Here is an 18,207-nt window from a genome sequence, read left to right as displayed (position 1 = left end):
CTGTCACGTTTTGTCCAGTTGTACGTCTCTTATGCCAAGAATTATCCGTGGTTTACACAATTTGCCGGTTCCACAATGCGCTTGTGTTGCGACCATTGGTAATTTTGATGGCGTGCATTTAGGACATCAAGCGGTGCTCAGCCAGCTAGCAATGAAAGCCGATATGCTCGGATTACCCGCTGTCGTTATTACTTTCGAACCACAACCTTACGAATATTTTGTCCCTGAAAAAGCCCCAGCCAGATTAAGTCGTTTTCGAGAAAAGGTTGAGGCACTACGTGCCTATTCCATTCAGAAACTCTGTGTGCTGCGCTTTAACAAGTCGCTGGCTGATATGGCGGCAGAAGAGTTTATCCGTCGATTGTTAGTAGATGGTCTACAAGTAAGCTACTTGGTCGTCGGTGATGATTTCCGTTTTGGTAAAGACCGTCAAGGAGACTTTGCTTTATTACAAGAAGCAGGGCGAAAGTATGGTTTCCAAGTCGTGAATATGCATACTTTTGCGATCGATAAACACCGAGTTAGCAGTACCCGAATTAGACATGCTTTGGCTGAAGGCAATTTAGCGCTGGCGGAGCAACTACTTGGTCGTCCTTATCGAATGAGTGGTCGTGTTTCTCATGGTGACAAACGTGGCCGACAAATGGGGTTTCCCACGGCAAATATTGATTTGCATAGATGTACCGTGCCACTCAGCGGTGTTTATGCCGTTCAACTCTTTGGTATTGATGGTGAGCCAGTGAATGGTGTCGCTAATATCGGCGTTAGACCAACAATAGGTGATGACAAAGCCTTGTTAGAAGTCCATTTGTTGGACTTTAATCGAGATATTTATGGCGCCCATGTTCAGGTGGTTTTCTTGGAGAAATTGCGTCAGGAGCAAAAATTTCCCAACCTAGATGCGTTGATAGCACAGATACATAAAGATATTGCGGCTGCGAAAGAATATTTTGCCGGCGATATAGATTAATTAGCCAAGTTTCTTGCTTCGTAATCAGCAATAATTTTTTCTGCAATCGCTGCATCCGCATCGTTATGCAAAATCACATGAGCAAACTCACTGGCTGGTAAGTCGCCTACCGCGCCTTGTAGATAATGGCCTGAAACATGGTTTTCAATGCCATTTGCAGTGAGTAACCCACTGACAATATGCGCCTCTAAGATATTGTGCCCTTCAAAAATACGTTGCATCACAAATGCACAGCTTGGAAGCGGGCGAGGGTATTACCATCTTTGTCAGAGAGTTCTAGATTTTGGCCTTTGATGTGCCACATATGAACAACTTCGAGTGCTTCATGAAAACGTTGTGCTGTTTCCATACTGTTTTCACAAGCCATCATGGTACTGGCCATTTTCCGAAACTTCAGTGTATTGGCTTTCAGATAGAAGCTTCCCATAAGACGGTTGCAGCCATCGTAACCAGTGACTTTGGGATCATCGCCGCTAGCCATTATTAGACTGGGTTCGCGCTGACCATCAGTGATGATAACTGGCTGATTATGCAGCCGAGTAAGTTTCCAGTAGGTATCTAACAAACTTTCACTATAGCCAGGTTGACCACAGGTTTCACCTGGCCAAATACCGGTGAAGGAGCTGACTTTTAATTTACCGCTACTAGCTAACAATGCGCCATTTAAGGTGACTAAAAGAGCAGTGTCATTGTCTTGGTTAAGTTCGTTATAACGCGTTTTTAATGCTTCATAATCTGCAATATCAGCAATAGCCCAGCTCTGACCTGTTAAGCACTCATTAAAATAGCCACCTTCTGCATCTTCACGATAAAGACCACGCATTGGTAACGCTGGATAAATTGCTCGATAGGTTTTGTCTTGGTTTAGTTGATAATTGAGTTCACTATTTATCAACTGGCCTTGCTGGTTGAGCAGGGTGAGATGACGTTGATCATTGATAGCAAAGCGGTAGTTTTGTACATCGCTTAATAAAACCAAGGTATTTTGGTTATGTAACTGCCAATGACCGAGCGTGAAACTTGGTGTTACCGAACGCTCTTGGTATTCCGTTTGTAAGAAAAAAGAGTGATCGGCAAACAGGTTTAAACGGTAATCAATGCCCGGACAATCAGCACAAGGCAATGTGCCACTATAACTAGCTGGGAAGCTTACCGAAGCGCGCCAATCAAGAATATCATCGTCACCATCGTCTGACTGACAGCTTGTTAACATCCAACCCACAAAAACTAGGGCCGTTAATTTCAGCCAAAAAGTCATACGTCTAACCACTAATAATTTTCATTGCCAACCATGGCGCTACAAAAAACATAAAGTTCAATATCTTGAGTATTGCCATCCCGCTGTAGTGAATGCAGGCAAATTGTGACTCAGATAATGAAAACCAACGGCTGTGTAATCGATAAATTTTGTCAGCGTAACAACAAAACATGACAAACCAAATCGTGAGTAACAAAATGTTAATCAGCGCTGACCAGCCCAGTAAACTTTGTAAATTGTCATAGCTCATGCGCACACCCCTAATGGCTATGAAGACAATTTACGCCGTTAAAAAGTTGTCGGCTAGTTTTTAGCCATTTTTACGGCCTTGCCACCATTTACGGATCGCTTTGCGACCGTATTTACGCTTAAAGTTCACTTTAAAATCGTACAAATAAAAAGGTATTTTTTTCCGCCAATTGAATTTTTTGCCAAATTTTCGGGTATGGGACAAATAAGCCGCCATAAGCTGTTCACGTCCCGCCCAATGCAATTTATGGCAAATACGCGCCATATCTGACAAACGCTCCGCTAGTGTTAAGTTGCGATTGAAGAAACGAGCACGGTTAATATCAATCAGCGTAAACGCTAATGATTCGTCAGGCTGCTTTTTAATCAAGATATTGCCACCAGCAAGATCTCGGAAAAATACGCCACGAGCATGCATTTCGTTTAAAAATACAGCGAGTTGCTGGTATGCCTCGGTATCGCTCACGCCCTCGAAACTAAGGGCGCCATCACGGAAAGCGGTGACCATTTCACGGGCACTAAAGTCATGATCAACCTGTTCACATAGGTAATAGTTATTCAGCAAACTCTTATCGTTTAACTTCTCAAAGTAAGCGATAGGGCGTGCGGTCGGAATACCACGACGTAATAATTCGGCAGCGCCAATCCAGCTACGTTTTGCTTTGCAAGGACGATTGCGATCGAGCAAACGTTTATGGGGATGCATTTTCAGCGGTTTTTTGGCAACAAATGGCTGTTTGAGTAAATCCGTAATACGCCAGATCACATTTCTGGCTTTACGCAGCGTGTTGTCAGGCGTTGGTTCCGGCAGTCGTTGTGGATGTAACTTTTCACGCAGTTCATTCGCCATTTCGGCATTGTCTGCAAGTAGTAGACCGCGCCAACCGTCTTGTTCAAATTGATACAAGCTTTTATCCGGCATATATCGATGCCAAGCATCCATGTTTTTGGTCGGTTCGTTGTTAAAACTAACCAATGTGCCTGCTGGCCAACGTAGATAGACAGGTGATTCACCGGCAAACTCTGGTGTTTCGGCTAACAACTCACCATCACGACTAAAGCAGGTCGCTTTAGCAAGCGTTGTCGGGTCATAAAGTTTATTCAATGCCATGGCTTTGCCATTGATAGTCCAAGCGACATGGACCAAACCATCCTGACGGCGAAAGGCATGAACTTCTAAATCTTCGGTTGTTGCTAGTGCGCCTTGATAAAAACTACCTGGAATCAGTTTGTTGAACTGTTGGAATGCATAAAATGCCGGACGTTCACGAAAATCAATGCGCTGGCCGATAACCGAACGATAATGGGTGATACGTTCTAGTTTTGGGTAAATGCCACTGCCATCATCCACTAAACCTTCGCGGCTACATAAAAATGGGCCCCAAAAAGCTTGTTGCATGGTGCCTGAGGCGGCCAACAAGGTGAAATAACGGGTGAGGTAGTCTGCTTGTTTATCTTCAATAGCAACCAAACGACGTTCAATGCGTGGCAGCGTCCAAAATGCTGCCGGTGACATAAAGTTTTTTACGCCAAAATCATCAGTAATTTTACGAAGTAATCTGGCTTTTTTGACTAGATTTACTTTGAGTTTCAGTGCCAGTTGTGTACCAAAAATTCGGTGGTCGTAGCGTTCTGGCTCAGTGACACGCTCACTAAAAAGATTATTGGTATGAATATCCGGTAGCTCTTGGTCGCGATTTAACTTCGCAAGGGCAGCAATGTTATGCAATGGCTCAAAGTCTGAAATATTTGGGCCAGCAATAGTAATACGCTCAGCTTTCAGCAGCTCATAGGCAATGTGCCAGGCATTATAGAAGCTTTCTTTATCATAACCAGACCAATGTCGACGGTTACTGGTGGCACCAATTTCGATAGCTTTAACACGATGGCCAAATCGTTTAACCACTTCTTCTAAAAACTGCTGCCAGCGTTGCTGCGCTTCAGCGGTTTTCATTTGTTGTGCTTCTTTAAATGGTTGGACCAGATGCAGCAAAACATTGATTTTGGCTGTCAGGAGTTTTTCTAATAAACGGCTGACAGGCGCATCCAAATCGTCATAAGTGAAATCAACACGCACTTGTTTAAGATTAAGCTCGGCAAGCTTAGCCAAAATATAGTCATCAATGGCAGGATCTTCACCGGTCGACAAACCAACACCGATAAAGTCTTCTGGCACTTGGTGTGCTGCTGGCGGTAAGTGTCCACCTGGTAATGCTAAGCGGCCTTTCAGAACATACTTAATTGCATGACGAAGTTGGCTGATATCCATCAGCGGGCCATTCACATAGTCGCTTTGATTTTCGGTGTTTTGCTGCATGTATTACTCGTATTGATGACTGCTGTAATTAGTGTGAAACACTGCCTGAAAAGACATTTAGTGTGATTACGCCAGCAAGAATAAGTGCCATTCCAATGATTGCGGCTAAGTCCAGTTGTTGACCAAATACCAGCCAGCCAATTAGCGCGATAAGTACGACGCCAACACCGGCCCAGATTGCATATGCAATGCCGACCGGAATAAATTTCAAACTTAATGATAAAAAGTAAAAGGCCGCAACATAACCAACCACGACCGCCACAGACGGCCAAAATTTGGTAAAGCCTTCAGAGGCTTTTAAAAAGCTAGTGCCAAACACTTCAGCAATAATTGCGGCACTTAGAAATAACCATTTAGTCATGTTGTCACTCAGTGATAGCTAAACAATAAACAAGCTGCGAGTGCACTACCTAACACGGCAACGATCATACTGATCCAAATACCCCAGTGGCTGCGATAGCCTTCAGGAAATTCCGCAGCATTTAATGTTTTCAGTACATTTCGATACTGATTGCCAGCATAGAGACCCGAAAAAACACCCAGAACAATAAAGGCCAAGCCTAACCAAAAAGTAAGCTCAGTGTTTAACATGGTTTGGTTTGTCGAGAGAATTTCCAGCAGTAATCCCGAACGCTCTATCAGAAAACCAAACATAATAAATGTCAGACTGGTGCGTATCCAGGCTAATAACGTTCTTTCAGCCGCAAATAAAACCCGCGGATCTTGAAGTGAAGACATTATGCCGCTTTAACTTTACGTCGACGCAACCAGCCTTTTAATTTGGCACTCAGCTTATGGAAAAAGCGGTGTTTATTATTAGCTGCTTCACTGGTCAAAAAGTTGATTTGAATCGAGCGGCGTGTGCCTTCGTAAAATGGATAACCATGCCAGCAATTATCAGTGACTTTGAAAGCAACTAAAGAACCCGGGCCTGGCGCAATTTCAGCAACATAGTTTTCGAGATCTTGGCCATCACGCAAAATACGCAGGCGCCCATTACTTGCTGGCCAAGATTCATTTAAATAAATCAAAATGGTGACCAACTTGGTTTTTGAATCAGTATGAATACGGCCATCTTTCTTACGCGAATAACCACGTAAGGTCATCATCATGGGCAGATCCATGACTTCAACATCAAATTTATCGCAGATGATTTGACGAAATGCTGGGCTATCAATCGAGTCCAAAAACGCTTTGAAGTCATCTTTAACTGAGACGTCATCAACATTAAAGCTGCCACCATCACCGATGTCTGGGAAATCAGTTAATACGCGAGACAACATAACGTCATCAATTGAGCGTTCCACCGTGAAAAATGGAAATGGGTCTGTTTGTACCGGTGCTGCTTGTAAAGCAGCTAAATTCAATACAGTGCTCATGCGTGATCCTGTTAACGAAAACATTCGACCCAATATGATAATACAAATAAGGTGTTAGCCGGTGATTAATGGCAACAGCACTATGCCTGTCACGGTTAAATTGATAACGTTGGGAGGCACCAAGGTCAATAAGACGAGAGGTAGTTATGGCTGAATGGATAACCGGACGCGTACTGGAAAATAAGCGATGGACCGAACGTTTGCATTCCTTACGTGTTGAAGCGACATTTCCAGCATTTGAGGCTGGGCAATTTACGCGACTTGCTTTAACCATTAATGACGAATTGGTGAGTCGGCCATTTTCATTGGTAAATGCGCCTGACGATCCTATCCTCGACTTTTATTTTATTGAAGTACCTGACGGTACATTGTCACCCACATTAAAAGCCTTAAAGGTAGGTGATGACATTATGGTTGCGCCAAAGGCATCAGGCCTACTCACTCTTAAGCAACTAGCACCAGCAGATAAATTATTTTTGTTTGCCACTGGTACTGGCCTTGGACCATTTCTGTCGATCATTAAAACCCAAGCCGTATGGCAGCAATTTTCAGAAGTGAGACTGGTTCATGCGGTTCGTTATGCTGAAGAACTGAGTTATCAAGACGATATTCAAACTTGCCAGCAAACGCATCCGGAGCAATTTCGCTATCAACCAATTGTCAGTCGCGAAGCAGCTGATAATGCACTTGCCGGTCGGATACCTAGATTGATTGAAAATGGTTTGCTTGAACGTGCCCTTGGTAATGAGATTGATTCAAATAGCCAAATTTTATTGTGTGGTAACCCTGATATGGTGCTTGAGACAACTGAGACACTATTAGCTCGAGGATTAACACGTCATAGTCGGCGTGAACCCGGCCATATTAGTATCGAAAAATATTGGTGAGCGTCTTTTGGCTGCAGTGCTTTAAAACTGTGCATAGCTATGGTGCAAATCAATTTTGGAACCAAAAAAAGACATTTCGGGTCTGTTAACTTGCCTTGCAGAAAAAATCATATGGTCGCTAACTTATTATATTTTAAAGTTATTGTCTGTTAGCTCGTGATGTTGCATGGTTACTAGGAATAATTTTTGCTCTGTTTAGGTTAGGTTGATAAAAATCTCTAACTATTCCCTTGCAATAAAATGAAAATTTTTACACTGTGAGAGGAAGTCGCTAAAAAAATCGAATCACAACTCGTGATTCAAAAAGGGGAGGGGCCATGTCAGATGTCTGGCAGGAAACCATCACCAACGCTGAAGTGTTACGCCGTGATTTACACGCGCATCCTGAGTTGGGCTGGCAGGAGTATCGGACCGCAGAACGTATTCGCGATACGCTTAGTACGCTGAATATTGCTTGGCGTTCGTGTGCGGGCACAGGCACATTGGCATGGCTTAATCCAGCAGGTAAAGGTCCAACTATCGCTCTTCGCGGTGATATTGATGCTTTACCCATCATAGAAAATACCCAAAAAGAATGGTCATCAGAAAACCTTGGATGTATGCATGCCTGTGGGCATGATGGTCATGCCGCGACTTTGCTGGCGGCGGCGCGTTGGCTCAAATATCACGAAGATTTATTACCAGGCCCAGTTACGTTGATATTCCAACCTGCTGAGGAAGGTGGCCATGGTGCCAGAGAGATGATTGCTGATGGCGCTTTGGAGGGCGTGGATGCCATATTTGGTTGGCATAACTGGCCAGCGATTCCTTTTGGGAAACTCGTTTGTCCTGATGAGATTGTCATGTGTGGTAACGGCACTTTCGAGATTGTGGTGAAAGGCCGTGGTGGTCATGCCAGTCAACCTGAGTTATGTCGAGACCCGGTTCTCGCAGCCAGTGCCATTACCTTAAATTTGCAGCAAATCATTAGCCGCCGACTAGCACCTCAACAAGCGGCGGTATTAAGTGTTACTTCAATTGAGGCGCCAAGTGCCCCAACCGTTATTCCTGAACAAGCAACTATCGGTGGCAGTATTCGGGTACCTGATAAAGCGACCAGAGCCGAACTCAATCAGCTGATTATTGAGGTCAGCCAACAAACAGCAGCAAGTTACGGTGTTGAATGTGATGTACAAATCTGGCCACGTTACGAGGCGACCATAAACCATCCTATGCAGGCATCACTTATTCGTGAACATTGGCAATCCTTGTTTGGCCTCGGCAGTCTGCATACCGATATTCGCTTACCGATCATGGCATCGGAAGATTTTAGTTATTACCTGCAAGAGATTCCTGGCGCTTTTGCTTTGATTGGTAGTGATGATGGGCCTGAGCATCAGGCACCTTGTCATAGCGCCCATTACGATTTTAACGACCGATTGATCCCATTGGTCATGGCACTGTTTTCGCGTCTTTCAGGCGCACCTGTTCCGGAGGAACTATCCCACGTCGGCAAGACGTAAACCGTTAGGAGATCTAGATGAGCATATTTGAACAGCGAGAATCGGCAATTCGTGCTTACTGTCGAGTGTATCCAGTGGTATTTGATAAGGCGTTAAACGCCCGGCAAACCGATGAAAATGGTCGTGAATATATCGACTTCTTTGCGGGGGCTGGTGTGTTGAACTTTGGTCACAATAATCAACGAATGAAAGATGCAGTTATTGACTATATTCAGTCTAACGGCGTCACACATAGCCTTGATATGCATACCACTGCCAAACGCCAGTTTATGGAGCATTTCACGGAAACGATTCTCAAGCCGCGCAATATGCCTCACAAAATGCAATTTATGGGGCCGACTGGGACCAATGCGGTGGAAGCAGCAATGAAGTTGGCACGTCGTGCAACAGGCAGACAAGATATTGTCGCTTTCAGCCATGGCTTTCATGGCATGACCCTCGGTGCGCTGAGTGCAACTGCTAACCAATATTTTCGTAACGCTGCCGGGGTGCCATTAACACACGTCAAACACTTCCCATTTGGTTGTGGTGAAACCTGTCCGGGCTGCGAGTTAGGCTGCGGTAAAGATAGCATCAACCAAATGCGGGCAATTTACGCTGATAGCTCAAGTGGTATTGCACCACCTGCGGCATTCTTATTGGAAACAATTCAAGCTGAAGGCGGCGTTAAAGTTGCCGATAAAGACTGGCTTTTGGCCTTGGCGAAACTAGCCAAAGACGTTGGTGCTTTATTGATTGTTGATGATATTCAGGTCGGTGTTGGCCGAACAGGTTCTTTTTTCAGTTTTGATGATTTGGGTATCGAGCCTGACATCATTTGTTTGGCTAAAGGTATTGGTGGTTTGGGTACACCCATGGCAATGAATCTGGTTAAACCCGAATACGATAAACATTGGTCGCCGGGGGAGCATACCGGTACTTTCCGAGGCCAAGATATTTCGTTTGTTGCTGGCGATCAGGCACTAAGTTATTTCGATGATGATGAGCTGATGCAAACCGTCAAAAAACATGGCGCTATGATGAATGATGCCTTACGACCGCTTGCTGATCGTCATCCACAGGTAAATGTGACCGGCAAAGGTATGATTCTTGGTCTCGATGTGGGCAGTGGTGAACGTGCTAAAAAAATTGTCGACCAATGTTTTGATTCCGGATTGATGATTGCCAGTTGCGGTACTGGCGGCCGAGTGGTGAAACTGATTCCGCCTTTAACTACACCTAAAGCCGATTTAGAGGAAGGTTTAGACATCCTCATCAAAGCCACTGACAACGTTATGATGCAGGAGGCCGCATGAGACATCGTGATGATATGACATTTCCTTTTGAGGAATATGAGCGACGACTAAGTGAATTGCGTCACCGGATTGCCGAGCGTTGCATGGATGCAGTGGTGATTTCTGATCCGGAAAACATCATGTATCTGACTGACTATCAGACCACGGGATATTCATTTTTTCAGGCATTAGTTGTCCCGCTTGAAGACGAGCCTTTCATGATTACCCGTAAGCTTGAAGAGTCAAATGTCATTGCTCGAACTTGGGTTGAAGTGACACGACCTTACCCAGATACCGGGGATGCTATTCAAATGCTGGTGGATGCGCTTCGTGAGTTTGGTTTAGATAACAAACGGGTTGGTTACGAGCGAAATAGTTATTTCTTCCCGGCCTACCATCAAGATTGCATTCATACCACCTTAACCGATGGCAAATTGCTGGATTGTTTTGGCATTGTCGAGGAGGGGCGTGTTTGTAAGTCACCAATGGAAATCGCCTTGATGCAAAATGCGGCTCGTGCCACTGAAGCTGGTATGAGTGCTGGTATTGAGGCAACGGAAGCTGGTGCCACAGAAAATGAAATTGGTGCTGCGATTAGCGCCGCAATGTTCAAAGCTGGCGGTGAACCCCCGGCGGTCATGCCTTATGTGACATCTGGCCCACGCACCATGATTGGTCATGCCACTTGGGAAGGCCGAATTGTGCAGCCTGATGAGCATGTGTTTCTTGAAGTGGGGGGCTGTTACCGACGTTATCACACAGCCATGATGCGGACAGTTGTGCTCGGTAAACTCAGCCCATCAATGTACAAAGCCCAGGAAATTATGAAGATGGCGCTGGATGCGGTACACAGTAAATTTCAGCCAGGTATGACGGTCTCCGATGCCGACAATATGATCCGAAATATCATTACCAAAAACGATATTGGTGCGAGGTTGGTGACTCGTTCCGGTTACTCCATTGGTATTGCTTTCCCACCGAGTTGGGATGAGGGGTATATCGTTAGTCTCAAGCAAGGTGAGTCGGCGGTGTTAAAACCGGGTATGACTTTTCATATCATTCCTTGGATGTGGGGTGTAGACGGGGATAAGACCTGCGGTATCTCCGATACGATTCATATTACTGAAAATGGCTGTGAGTCTTTCTTCAGTCTGGATAGAGATTTTGTCGTTAAGCCTGGCAGCAGCGGCAAAAAACTACTCAGCTTGGATAGTGCTCGGTCAGGTGACGCGAGTAAAAGTGATAAAAAATCAACTGCCAAACAATCACACTAAGGATATTTATGCTGATAGCTACCAATCCGTTTAACGGACAACAGATCGATCGTTTTCCAGCTTTGGATAAACATGAAATGTATGCACGTATTGGTGATGCGGTGACAGCATTTCCGGAATGGCGTGATAAGACTTTTACTGAGCGTGGCGAGGTATTAAAGGCTATTGCCAAACAACTACGTGCCGAAAAGCATGACATCGCTGAGTTAATGGCATTGGAAATGGGAAAGCCAATTAAGGAGGGTGTACCGGAAGTCGAGAAGGCGGCAAGTTGCGCTGAGTTTTATGCGGAAAAAGCAGAAAGTTTTCTGGCTGATGAAACGCTGCCCTCTGACGCAAGCCATAGCTATGTGACCTACCAACCATTAGGTACATTGCTTGGTATTTTGCCGTGGAATGCACCCTTGTGGTTGGCCTTTCGTTATTTGGCACCGGCATTAATGGCCGGTAATACTTGTGTGATGAAACATGATCCCAATGTGCCACAGTCGGCACAGGCAATCGCCAATGCGTTTGTAAAAGCAGGTGCTCCCGATAACATCATGGTGAATTTACCCCTAGAAACGCCGGAGGTGGAGTTGGCGATTCGTGATCCGCGTATTGCAGCAGTTTCTTTTACGGGTTCTAGTGGTGCTGGAAAAAAAGTTGCAGCCATTGCCGGCAGTGAGATTAAGCCTTGTGTGCTAGAGCTTGGTGGTTCAGATCCGGTTTTGGTTTTAGAGGATGCTGATTTAGAGCGAGCTGCCGATGTAATTTGCTTATCGCGAATCATCAATGCCGGGCAATCATGTATCGCAGCTAAGCGGGTTATTGTGGCCGAGCCAATTTATGATCGTTTCACGAAACTGGTTAAAGATCGCCTCGAAAAACTGGTTTTGGGCGATCCATTACAGCCCAATACGGATGTTGGTCCCATTGCGCGAGAAGATCTGCAATTAAATCTGCATCGCCAAGTTGAAGATACCGTGGCGGCAGGCGCGAAATGCCTGTTGGGCGGTCACTTGCCTGATGAAGATGGTTTTTTCTATCCAGTGACGTTATTGGCTGATGTCACGCCAACCATGTGTGCCTTTCGAGAAGAAACCTTTGGGCCTGTTATGGTACTCATCAAAGCGGATGATGTTGACCAAGCTTTGGAAATGGCAAATGACTCTGAGTATGGTTTGGGCGCGGGCGTCTGGACCGAAAACGCGGAACTAGCAGAGTCATTAGCAATGCAGATAGAGTCAGGCCAAGTCGCCATTAATGGCATTGTTAAAACTGATCCACGATTGCCAAGTGGCGGTATAAAAGGCTCTGGTTATGGCCGTGAGCTAGGACCTCATGGCATCAAAGAGTTTGTGAATGCCAAGCAAATTTGGATTAAGTAATACGCTAAAACAAAACCGCTGAGACAGAGGTCTTGGCGGTTTTATTCAAGCGAACTGATAGCGTCAGACAGTTGCTTAGCCAGTTGATCTAAATTATTTCCTAGTGCTCTTACCATCGCCGGATAACCCGTAGTTTGTAATGGCGATTGGAAACTAAAGCTTTGGAATTGCACGATTTCGTTTTTTGCATCTCGTAACTGCCATTGGCCGCTGGTTAAAGCGTATCCATCGAAGCGACCCTGAAAATCATTGATTTCTAACGTGAGTTGCCATTGACCTTTGGTTGAGGGGCTAACCGCAATGATTTGTTGTTGCATCTGGTTGAGTCGAACTCGCAAGCCATAATTTATCTGCTGACGAAGATCTTCGGCCCAAAGATGGTTTTTCGCTTGGTTAAGCGTGATGTCATCCATTTGCAGGACTAAACTGCCAGTGTCGAGAAAATCAGCAAGCTGCACATTATGAATTTGTAGCAGTTTTGCTGAACCATCGGTTTTTGCGGATGGCATTTCGCCACTAATAGGCAGACTATAATGATGACGTTCTACCGGTGGGGTGTTGCTACAAGCCATCACCAGCGTCAACAACAGCATAACCAGACTCGTTTTTAATATCGTCACGTAATCACCTAATGTTTATGGTTGTGGCGCCGGCGGCTGGGGGTCATTCGTTGGCGGCGAATTAAAGATAAGTGCGTTTGGTTGCTCACCCAATGTTTGTGCGATTGGCTGCAGGTCACGCATGAGTTTTTCTAAACGTTGCATAGTGCGGTTCAGCTCTTGGTAAGCCTGAGAGTCTGGCGATAATCCTTGAATCGCATCTTGCAACGAATTTAAGGTGTCGTTGATATTTTTTGGCACACTCTGTGTCTGTGGATCATTAACCAGTTGATTAACGCTGTTGGTTAAGTCACCAATTTCACGGAGTAATAGTTCTGACTGTTGAACACTGTCATCCATGCCTTTTAACACTGGCTCGATTTGTAAGGCATTTAACTTATCAAGCAAGCTGGAGATTTTTTGTTCAATCTGAGCTAAACCCGTTGGTGTAGTTGGAATAACCTTACGTCCCTCGAAGGTTTCTTGTTTGTATTTCCCAGCGAGATCACGTTGAAAATTTAGGTCAACAAACAAAGCCCCGGTCAGCAAGTTACCTGACTTCAGGGATGCGCGTAGGCCATTCTCAACCATTCTAGATAGTCGCTCGCGCCACTCATCCAACACGACTTTTTCATTACCACCTAAGCGTTGTGGCTCAATACGGATCAAAACCGGAATAGCAAAGCGTTCTCGAATAGGTCGCTCTGGTGAGGTAAACCGCCATGGCACTTTTCTCACTGTACCGACACGAATCCCCCGAAACTCAACTGGGGCACCAGCAGAGAGTCCACGCACAGTATCTTCGACTAATAAAACGTATTCGATATAGTCGTTGTACAATCCCTGACGCGCAGCATCTTCATCAGGAAATAATTGATATACGCGCTCCGTGTCATCGACGGCTTCTGTGCTTGGTAAATCGGCGAGTTCACCAAAGGTCACACCGCCACTGACCAACGCTTCAAGTGAGGCAATATTAACTTCAAAGCCTTCTGAACTCAGGTCTAAATGAATACCTTTTGCTGACCAGAAACGGGTACTAGGGCTAATTAAAACGTCGTATGGTTCTTCGATAAATAGTTGATGATTAACCTGACGACTTTCTTTATCAAACTCAGCGGTTTCAACACGTCCAACGGTAAAGCCTTGATAAGTTACCGGATCGCCTGTGCGTAGCGAGTTACCTAATTGGCTTATCAGTTTGATGCGAATGCCTTTTCCATCAAGAGAGATAGGCGGCTGGTCGAGAACATCAAAGCTTCGTTGTTCTTCGTCTGAATTACCTGGTTGCATTTGGATATACGCACCCGATAAAACAGTTCCAAATCCTGTGATGCCTTCACGACTGATGCGTGGTTTTACCACCCAAAAACGGGTGTCTTCAACCAACGTTGAGACGGCATCGGTATTGATACGAGCCATAATTAACGTGTGGCTAAGATCCTCAGAAAGTTTAACTTCCTCAACCTGACCGATATCAACATTACGTGTTTTGATTTTGGTTTTGCCGGCTTCAATGCCTTCCGCATTGGCCATTTTTAAAGTAATGAGTGGGCCCGTGTTGCGATAGTTATCAATAATTAAGCCGATACCAATCAGTAAAGCGACGATAGGGATGATCCAAATAGGCGAAAATCGTGACGCTTTAACCGCAGTTGCACGGCTCAGGTCGGTTTGATTTTGCGAATTGACTTCACTCTCACTCATGAAGCGGTTCCTTCAGAACAGCAGGTTTGTTTTGGGCTGCATTATCCCAGATTAAACGAGGGTCAAAACTGATTGCAGCCAACATGGTAAAGATAACCACACCGGCAAAGGCGAGTGCGGCGGGGCCAGGATTAACCGACAAAAAGCTACCAGCACGAATTAAGGCTACCAGAATTGCGACGACAAACACATCGACCATTGACCAGCGACCAATAAACTCAGTTATCCGATATAAGCGAGTTCGGCTTCGATGACTAATTTCACTACTTTTACCAGCACGAAGACATAACCACATCAGGGCAATCATTTTGCCAACGGGCACAATGATACTGGCCACAAAAATCACTAAGGCAATAGGCCATGAACCAGCATTAATCATATCGACAACACCACCAATAATTGTTTTAGGTTGGGTGAAACCCAATTTGGTGTTGTACATAATGGGGTAGAGGTTGGCCGGAATATACAAAACCAGTGCAGTTGCCAGCAATGCCCATGTACGTTGCAGGCTCTGTGGTAATCGTTGTTGTAGTCGCTCGCCACATCGCTGGCAAAAGCTTTTGCCATCAACCGATAAGCGTTGCAAAAGGCCACAGGTAAGACAGCCGGATAAGCCTTGTGAGCTTGCGGTTTTGCCTGTTTGGCATCCCTCAGGTGCTTGGGGTTCACTCGCTATCGCAAACCACATCCAGTCATCATCAATGGACCGCATGGTCATGAGTAGCAATATGGCAAAACTGCAAAAACCCCAAAAACCAATCCCCAGACTAACTTCAGCAGCGCCAGAGAGTTTAAATAGGCTGACTAATGCACCAATGATAAAGACATCAGCCATCATCCATGGGTGCATGTGCTTTAACGATCTAGCAATGCCTCTGCTAAATTGCAGTGGTTTACCTATAAGTAATCCGCCTTGTAACCAAATCACGCTGAGTAAATAAAATCCGGGTAAAACCACAATGGTTAAGGCTACTAACAGAGCCACCAAAGGCTGATGAAAGCTTAAAAGTTGTGTTGCGGTCTGGGTGAGTTCTATTTCACGACCGATCCCCAAAGCAGAAAAGCTGACGAAGGGAAAACTTACCGCGACGATAAGAGCGAGTAAGGCACTAATAGCCAGCGAAATACTGCGTTGAACCGGGCGAAAGTGTCGTTTTACCAAAGTATGCTGACAACGAGGACACTCTGCAGCCTCTCCGGGACGTAACGCTGGAAGGGCAACGACAAGATCGCACTCCTGACAAGCACGTAATCGACGACGACTGGTACGCGACTCAGGTGAGCCTGTCGCAATCGTCAACGGTTTGGTGAGTCTCGGCAGTGCAGACAATTCAAACTTCCAATTAAATCAGTTGCTTGATTATAACTCGCTGGCTCATTTTGGTATGTGATTTAACGCTGACTGTTGGCATTTCAATAAGGTTTTTAATCAACTCAGCGCTTCAGCAATGGTTTGCTGTCCTTGGTAAAGCTCATAAATTTGGTTGAGGTAACGTGATTTACCCAAAACTTCAGCGATTGTCAGCGCGACATTAGCTCTTGAGATCTGTTTATCAGCTTTATCAGCAGGTCTTTGGGTCGTTATTCGCTCGTTTGCTGGTTCATCAGTTAAGCGGCCTGGACGCAGAATCGTATAGGGCAATCCGCTATCGATGAGATAGTTATCTGCAAAATGCTTACAGACGTTGTAGTGCTTAATTGCTGGTGTGCCGTTTTCAGGATCGCCGGCATTTTGAGCACTGACCATGATGACTTGTTTAGCGTGATGCTTTTTCGCCATATCGATGCTTTTGCAGGCACCCCATAAATCCACCAATATGGTTTTATCAGCACCGGTTTTACCGCCACTACCAGCAGTGAAAACAATTTGGTCACAGCCAGTAAATACGTCATCTGGAAGTGTTTGCTCCAAGTCACCCTCAACAACTTCTGCACCTAGGTCGGTGAAAAAACTTGCCTGTTGGACATCACGTAACATCACACGAACAGCTTGTTGTTGCTGCTGTCGTAGCTGTTTGACTAATAATTTGCCTATCTGACCATTGGCACCGATGACTAAAGTTTTAACCATGTAACTTCCTAATAGTGTGCGCTATACGTAAAAGCATACAGATCACAAAGTATAGGATGTGTGAAATTGCTTACATTCGTAACAGGCTGTCTTGAATCGCTAGCTTATCGAGCCCTTTGGTACGAAGGTTAAAGTAGTACTGACATATTGCGGAATAACTATGAGGTGATTGTGTCACCGGCAATTCCACAAACCAATCCAATAAGTTGACTGCAGTTTCGTTAAAACGCTGCTCCTGCAACATATCCTCCAACTGAGCTGAACGATTGGCAATCATGCGATGACTTTCACCATAACGTTCTGATGCAGCGACCAATAGTTCTGCTGCACGTTGTACTTCAGCATGTTCATTATCGACAGTGGCAACACTACGTTTCACCAACCATTCCTGCGGTGTCATATCCACTTCGCCGTCAAGCCAAAGTGGGAGTTGATTTTCACTATGGTTCAGCGGTACATCAACGTTTTGAACATCATCTTGCTGATCACAAGCAGACAGCAAAACCATCAATAACAGTCCGACAATGCTGGCGGCATAACGGTGGGTGGTCATGCTGAATACTCCTCAAAGGTTAAACGCGCACTTTAGCCTTTGGGTGTGATTTTGCCTGTGGTGTTTGACCTTAAATCAGCAGGGAGTTTGTCCTCAAATTAGCCTTGCGTGTTGTCGCGACGAAATAGCCTTGGATTACTGCGAATAAAACGTTGAATCATGCGCTCCAAAAATGAGCTTTCATTGGTGGTTTTGATGTAGCCATAACCCAGCACACTGATGATAAGTGCGCCGATAGCATCAACAATCAAATCCCACATGGTATCGGTAAGGCCCGAGTCATCACCCAACATCGGTTTTTGCATATTGGTGCCGAGCAAAGAATCCGTGGCGAACTCAAATATTTCCCATAAAGTACCTGCGCCGAGTGCAAATAAAAACGCAAAGAAAGCGACAAAACCGGGACGCATATTTAGATTAATACGCTCACTTTCATTCATCACATAGACCAGCAAAAAGCCGATGATGCCAAGCAAAAATCCAGAGCTAGTGTGTAACACGATATCCCACCACCAAAAGCGGGTGTAATAACCGTGCACCTCACCGAGAAAGACGGCAGCGAAGACAAAACCAATGGTTAACAATTGGAACTCAGCGGGTATCAAAACCCGGAAGTGTTTTGCGAGATAAAGTGGATACAAACTCAGCACAATCACACTACAGATGATGACGGCATTCAGCCATTGCTGTTCCCATATCGCGCCAGCTAAACCTACAACCAAGATGGCTTGTAATATGAGTGTTAAACGTTTGTAGTTTTTACCTTCGGCCATTTTATACTCGTTAAATGTTGCAAC

The 18,207-nt window shown here is 45.2% G+C and carries 19 protein-coding genes; 6 read left to right on the top strand and 13 right to left on the bottom strand.

Going from position 1 to position 18,207, the window contains the following annotated elements:
- Positions 1-31 precede the first annotated feature (31 nt).
- Positions 32-970, top strand: a complete 939-nt coding sequence (gene ribF / locus OMP94_RS07835) for a bifunctional riboflavin kinase/FAD synthetase (protein WP_266277728.1) — start codon at positions 32-34, stop codon at positions 968-970.
- Here the strand turns inward: ribF and OMP94_RS07830 are convergent.
- The 7 genes from OMP94_RS07830 to OMP94_RS07800 are packed head-to-tail and all read right to left on the bottom strand — an operon-like array spanning position 967 to position 6,173.
- Positions 967-1,191 (bottom strand): putative signal transducing protein, encoded by a 225-nt coding sequence (locus tag OMP94_RS07830; RefSeq protein ID WP_266277938.1) that lies wholly within the window; start codon positions 1,189-1,191, stop codon positions 967-969. The genes ribF and OMP94_RS07830 overlap by 4 nt on opposite strands.
- Positions 1,191-2,228 carry an META domain-containing protein gene (locus OMP94_RS07825; RefSeq protein WP_266277727.1) on the bottom strand — a complete coding sequence of 346 codons (1,038 nt, stop codon included), beginning with the start codon at positions 2,226-2,228 and terminating at the stop codon, positions 1,191-1,193. Before OMP94_RS07825 ends, OMP94_RS07830 begins: the two co-directional genes overlap by 1 nt.
- A 4-nt stretch (positions 2,229-2,232) precedes the next feature.
- Complete coding sequence (locus OMP94_RS07820; RefSeq protein ID WP_266277726.1) at positions 2,233-2,478, bottom strand: DUF6868 family protein; 246 nt, start codon at positions 2,476-2,478, stop codon at positions 2,233-2,235.
- A 60-nt stretch (positions 2,479-2,538) separates the two neighbouring features.
- The gene (locus tag OMP94_RS07815) at positions 2,539-4,794 is read right to left on the bottom strand and encodes a lipopolysaccharide kinase InaA family protein (protein ID WP_266277725.1); all 2,256 of its coding nucleotides are present in this window, start codon (positions 4,792-4,794) and stop codon (positions 2,539-2,541) included.
- Positions 4,795-4,822: 28 nt separating this feature from the next.
- Complete coding sequence (locus OMP94_RS07810; protein WP_266277724.1) at positions 4,823-5,155, bottom strand: SMR family transporter; 333 nt, start codon at positions 5,153-5,155, stop codon at positions 4,823-4,825.
- Between the two features lie 8 nt (positions 5,156-5,163).
- Positions 5,164-5,532, bottom strand: coding sequence for a YidH family protein (locus OMP94_RS07805; protein ID WP_266277723.1), 369 nt, complete (start codon positions 5,530-5,532; stop codon positions 5,164-5,166).
- The gene (locus OMP94_RS07800; RefSeq protein WP_266277722.1) at positions 5,532-6,173 is read right to left on the bottom strand and encodes a 2OG-Fe(II) oxygenase; all 642 of its coding nucleotides are present in this window, start codon (positions 6,171-6,173) and stop codon (positions 5,532-5,534) included. Before OMP94_RS07800 ends, OMP94_RS07805 begins: the two co-directional genes overlap by 1 nt.
- Positions 6,174-6,319: 146 nt before the next feature.
- Between OMP94_RS07800 and OMP94_RS07795 the strand changes: the two genes are divergently transcribed.
- From OMP94_RS07795 to OMP94_RS07775, 5 genes are all read left to right on the top strand, one after another.
- A complete protein-coding gene (locus OMP94_RS07795; protein ID WP_266277721.1) occupies positions 6,320-7,060 on the top strand; it encodes a ferredoxin--NADP reductase in 741 nt (246 codons plus the stop codon).
- Between the two features lie 317 nt (positions 7,061-7,377).
- Positions 7,378-8,562 carry a N(2)-acetyl-L-2,4-diaminobutanoate deacetylase DoeB2 gene (gene doeB2, locus OMP94_RS07790; RefSeq protein ID WP_266277720.1) on the top strand — a complete coding sequence of 395 codons (1,185 nt, stop codon included), beginning with the start codon at positions 7,378-7,380 and terminating at the stop codon, positions 8,560-8,562.
- Positions 8,563-8,579: 17 nt separating this feature from the next.
- The gene (locus OMP94_RS07785; RefSeq protein WP_266277719.1) at positions 8,580-9,857 is read left to right on the top strand and encodes an aspartate aminotransferase family protein; all 1,278 of its coding nucleotides are present in this window, start codon (positions 8,580-8,582) and stop codon (positions 9,855-9,857) included.
- Positions 9,854-11,110: an ectoine hydrolase gene (gene doeA, locus OMP94_RS07780; RefSeq protein WP_266277718.1), complete on the top strand. Its 1,257-nt coding sequence runs from the start codon at positions 9,854-9,856 to the stop codon at positions 11,108-11,110. Before OMP94_RS07785 ends, doeA begins: the two co-directional genes overlap by 4 nt.
- 8 nt (positions 11,111-11,118) lie before the next feature.
- Complete coding sequence (locus OMP94_RS07775) at positions 11,119-12,480, top strand: NAD-dependent succinate-semialdehyde dehydrogenase (protein ID WP_266277717.1); 1,362 nt, start codon at positions 11,119-11,121, stop codon at positions 12,478-12,480.
- 41 nt (positions 12,481-12,521) lie between these two features.
- Here OMP94_RS07775 and OMP94_RS07770 read toward each other — a convergent pair whose 3' ends face one another.
- The 6 genes from OMP94_RS07770 to OMP94_RS07745 form a co-directional block, all read right to left on the bottom strand.
- Positions 12,522-13,100 carry a PqiC family protein gene (locus OMP94_RS07770; protein WP_266277716.1) on the bottom strand — a complete coding sequence of 193 codons (579 nt, stop codon included), beginning with the start codon at positions 13,098-13,100 and terminating at the stop codon, positions 12,522-12,524.
- Positions 13,101-13,115: 15 nt separating this feature from the next.
- A complete protein-coding gene (gene pqiB / locus OMP94_RS07765) occupies positions 13,116-14,786 on the bottom strand; it encodes an intermembrane transport protein PqiB (RefSeq protein WP_266277715.1) in 1,671 nt (556 codons plus the stop codon).
- Positions 14,779-16,116, bottom strand: a complete 1,338-nt coding sequence (locus OMP94_RS07760; RefSeq protein ID WP_266277714.1) for a paraquat-inducible protein A — start codon at positions 16,114-16,116, stop codon at positions 14,779-14,781. Before OMP94_RS07760 ends, pqiB begins: the two co-directional genes overlap by 8 nt.
- A 99-nt stretch (positions 16,117-16,215) precedes the next feature.
- Positions 16,216-16,857 carry an NAD(P)H-binding protein gene (locus tag OMP94_RS07755; protein ID WP_266277713.1) on the bottom strand — a complete coding sequence of 214 codons (642 nt, stop codon included), beginning with the start codon at positions 16,855-16,857 and terminating at the stop codon, positions 16,216-16,218.
- Positions 16,858-16,927: 70 nt separating this feature from the next.
- Positions 16,928-17,410: a hypothetical protein gene (locus OMP94_RS07750; RefSeq protein WP_266277712.1), complete on the bottom strand. Its 483-nt coding sequence runs from the start codon at positions 17,408-17,410 to the stop codon at positions 16,928-16,930.
- Between the two features lie 98 nt (positions 17,411-17,508).
- Positions 17,509-18,183 (bottom strand): hypothetical protein, encoded by a 675-nt coding sequence (locus OMP94_RS07745; protein ID WP_266277711.1) that lies wholly within the window; start codon positions 18,181-18,183, stop codon positions 17,509-17,511.
- Between the last annotated feature and the right edge of the window lie 24 nt (positions 18,184-18,207).

Origin of the sequence: Methylophaga sp. OBS3, assembly GCF_026319325.1 — a bacterium.
Taxonomy (GTDB): Bacteria; Pseudomonadota; Gammaproteobacteria; order Nitrosococcales; family Methylophagaceae; genus Methylophaga.
This window is presented reverse-complemented; position numbering and strand designations above follow the sequence as displayed.